This window comes from Streptomyces sp. NPDC059917 (assembly GCF_042730635.1).
Lineage (GTDB): Bacteria > Actinomycetota > Actinomycetes > Streptomycetales > Streptomycetaceae > Streptomyces.
The window spans coordinates 1-3,436 of sequence record NZ_JBHWLC010000022.1 but is presented as its reverse complement, the minus strand read 5'-3'; the positions used below and the strand labels follow the sequence as shown (position 1 = coordinate 3,436).

The following is a 3,436-nucleotide window of genomic DNA, read 5'->3' as shown; positions in this document are numbered from 1 at the left end:
GCTGCTGACTCCTGTACTTCGACGAGAACTCGGAAGCGGCCGGAACGCGTATGCGTCCGACACGTTTCCAGACCGTACGGAGCGGCATTTTCAGCGTGTTATCGAGAACCCATCCGGTCCGCTTCGCAGGTCGATACCGGCCTGATATGCGGCGCCTCTACATTGCGAAGCCCGCTGAGCACAGGAGTCGCGCAATGGTCCGCAAACACGTCATCTCATTGGCCGATATCCCCGATGCCGATCTGTACCGGATCGTGGAAAGGGGAAAGCAATTCGCTTCCGGGGAGTGGTCGCGGGAGACGCTCGCCGGCGCGGTCGTCGGCATCTACTTCAAGGCGACGTCCACGCGCACGCGCACGGCGTTCTCCGCCGCGGCGCTGCGCCTGGGCGCGCGCCTGATCACCTACGGTCCGCACGACCTCCAGCTCAACACGGGCGAGACCACGCAGGACACCGGACGGGTCCTGGGCGGCATGCTGGACGTCCTGGTGGCCCGTACGGCGGGCAGCGTCGCGGAGCTGCGCGCGCTGGCCGCGCAGGACGCGATGGCGGTGGTGAACGCGATGGGCGCGCAGGAGCACCCCACCCAGGCCCTGACCGACCTGACCGCGATGGCCGGGCACTTCGGCGATCCGGCCGGGCGCAAGGTGCTCTACCTGGGCGAGGGCAACAACACGGCCGCCGCGCTGGCGCTGGCGCTGCCGCGCTACCCGGGCACGGAGCTGCACCTGCGGACCCCGGCGGGCTACGGCGTCGATCCCGAGATCATGGTGCGGGCCAAGGAGTTCGCCGCGGCGCACGGTTCGACCGTCACCGAGCGGCACGACACCTTCGACCTGCCCGAGGGCGTCGACGTCGTCTACACCACGCGCTGGCAGACGACCGGCACCTCGAAGGCCGACGCCGACTGGCGCGAGGACTTCGTCCCCTTCCGGGTCGACGAGTCCGTCATGCGCTCCAGCCCGGACGCGGTCTTCATGCACGACCTGCCCGCGCACCGCGGCGACGAGGTCACCGCCGCGGTGCTGGACGGGCCGCGTTCGATCGCGTTCACCCAGGCCGAGGCGAAGATGCACAGCGCCGCCGCGGTGCTGGAGTGGAGCCTCGGGGCGCTGTGAGCGGGGCCTTCGGCCCCGGGAGGTTCACCGGGCGGGCGGGCGGCGGGTCGGCCGCGCCCGCTCGAAGCCGTGGGCGAGCCGGAACAGCACCGGCTCGCTGAAGGCCCGTCCGGTGAAGGTGATCCCGACGGGCAGCCCCTCGGTCCAGCCCGCCGGCACGCTGATGGCGGGGTACCCGGCCAGTCCGGGCGCCAGGGCGGCGCCGTGCGGATCGGGGTCGCCCTCGACCATGTCGATCGGCCACGGCGGCGGGCACGTGGGCATGACCAGCGCGTCCAGCCGGTGTTCGTCCATGACGGCGTCGATGCCCTCGGCGCCCGCCAGCCGCCGTACGGTGGCCAGCGCCTCGCGGTAGGCCGGGTCGTCCGTGTCGGGGTCGACACCGGCCAGCATCTCCAGGACGTCCTGGTCGAAGAACTCCAGTTCGACCGCCGCGTTCTCCCGGTTCGCCTCGACCAGGGCGGCGATGGTGCGCGGATGGTCCCCGGGCGTGCGGGCGAGGTACCGGCCCAGGGCGTGCGCGGTCTCGTGCATCGCGACGGCGCCCAGCGCGGGACCGGCGAACCGGTCCGCGGTGGCGATGTCCGCGCCCTCGACGATGACCGCTCCGGCGCCCCGCATGGTCTCCAGGGCGGCGTCGGCGATCTCGTCGGCCGCCGCGCTGTAGCCGTAGAAGACCTTGCGGGGAACGCCGATGCGCATCCCGCGCAGGCCGTCCCCGTCGAGGAACGTCCGGTAGTCGAGGGTGGGCGCGCCGTCCGTCGCCCCGTCCAACGGGTCGGGTCCCGCGATCACCGAGAGGACGTCCGCCGCGTCGGCGACCGTACGGGCCAGGGGACCGATCGAGTCGAAGCTCGGGATGCCCGGGATCATGCCCGCGCGGCTGGTCAGTCCGGTGGTCGGCTTCACGCCGACGAGGCAGTTCGCGGCGGCCGGGCCCAGGATCGAGCCGATGGTCTCGGTGCCGAGCGCCACCGCGCACAGGTTCGCCGAGACGCCCACCGCGGATCCCGAGCTGGAACCGTGCGGCGAGCGGTCCGTGTCGTAGGGGTTGCGCGTCTGGCCGCCGCGGGCGCTCCAGCCCGCGGTTCCCAGGATCCACGAGGTCTTGTTCGCCTTGCCGAGCAGTACGGCTCCCGCCGCCCGCAGCCGGGCGACGACCGTGGCGTCGCGTGCGGGCCGGGAGCCGAGCATGACCGTGGAGCCGCTCGTGGTGTGCATCCGGTCGGCGGTGTCGAGGTTGTCCTTGAGGAGCACGGGAATCCCGTGCAGCGGGCCCCGGGCCGGGCCCGCGTCCAGCCGCGCCGCTTCCGCCTCGGCGTCCGGGTTCACCTCGATGACCGCGCGCAGTTCCCCGTTGTGGCGCTCGATCCGGTCCAGGTACCAGCGGGTCAGCTCGAGGGCGGTGAGCCGCCCGTCGGCGAGCGCCTCGCGCAGCTGGGCCAGGCTCGCTTCGGTCGGGTCAAACAAGGGACACCACCGGGAGGGAGGAGAGCGCGCGCAGCAGGGCGGGCTCGTGGTCGGTCAGGTAGAAGTGGCCGCCGGGGAACCGGTGCGCGCCGAAGCGGCCCGTGGTGGTCTCGCCCCAGGCCTCGACGTCGTCCGGCCGGGCGTCGAGGTCGTCCTCGCCGTAGTAGGCGTGCACCGGGCAGTCGAGCGGCTCCGCCGCCTGTGGCCGGTAGGTCCGTACGAGCTCGAAGTCGGACCGGATCGGCGGCAGGACGAGGTCGCGCAGCTCCGGGTCCTCGAAGAGCTGGGCGTCGTACCCGCCCAACCGCTTGACCTCAGCGACCAGTTGGTCGTCGGTCAGCGGACCGGCCCCGCCGCGGGGCGTCCCGTCGTGGGTCGACTCCCTTCGCGCGGGCGCCACCTGGCCCGAGACCAGCAGGGCGCGCACCGGCGTGCGCCGCGCGACCTCGTAGGCGATCCACGCGCCCATGCTGTGGCCGAAGAGGACGAGCGGCCGGTCGAGCAGCGGGGTCAGCGCCCGCGTGACGGCCTCGGCCATCGGCTCCATCCGGTCGACGCAGGGCTCGGTCACCCGGTCCTGGCGTCCCGGGTAGCGCACCGCGAAGACCTCGACGTCGGACGGCAGCGCGGCCGGCCAGGTGCGGAAGGCGCTCGGGCCACCGCCCGCGTGCGGGAAGCAGACGAGCCGGACCCGTGGCCGCTCGACCGGCCGGTACCTCCTCAACCAGGTGCTGGCCTGCTGAACGGCAGTCATGGTGCGCCTTTCGTGGGTGCGTTCGGGCGGGGGCCGCGACGCGGGCGCGGACGCGCCCCGCGGGCCGCGGCGACCGGCGCCGCGGCCCGGGGAC

Annotated in this window: 3 protein-coding genes; 1 reads left to right on the top strand and 2 read right to left on the bottom strand. The window is 73.4% G+C overall.

Annotation, left to right across the window (positions count from 1 at the left end; all coding sequences use genetic code 11):
- The first annotated feature begins 194 nt into the window (after positions 1–194).
- Entirely contained in the window at positions 195–1,118 is a 924-nt protein-coding gene (locus ACFWAR_RS15395; protein WP_385777140.1) for an ornithine carbamoyltransferase, read from the top strand.
- Positions 1,119–1,142: 24 nt separating this feature from the next.
- Here the strand turns inward: ACFWAR_RS15395 and ACFWAR_RS15390 are convergent, their stop codons facing one another.
- Entirely contained in the window at positions 1,143–2,588 is a 1,446-nt protein-coding gene (locus ACFWAR_RS15390) for an amidase family protein (protein ID WP_385777138.1), read from the bottom strand.
- Positions 2,581–3,342 (bottom strand): thioesterase II family protein, encoded by a 762-nt coding sequence (locus ACFWAR_RS15385; RefSeq protein ID WP_385777136.1) that lies wholly within the window; start codon positions 3,340–3,342, stop codon positions 2,581–2,583. The genes ACFWAR_RS15390 and ACFWAR_RS15385 overlap by 8 nt, the downstream gene beginning before the upstream one ends.
- Between the last annotated feature and the right edge of the window lie 94 nt (positions 3,343–3,436).

Bases quoted from the DNA above. Each gene is read 5' to 3' on its own strand.
- ACFWAR_RS15385 (WP_385777136.1), bottom strand. From the start codon at position 3,342: ATGACTGCCGTTCAGCAGGCCAGCACCTGGTTGAGGAGGTACCGGCCG.
- ACFWAR_RS15395 (WP_385777140.1), top strand. From the start codon at position 195: ATGGTCCGCAAACACGTCATCTCATTGGCCGATATCCCCGATGCCGAT.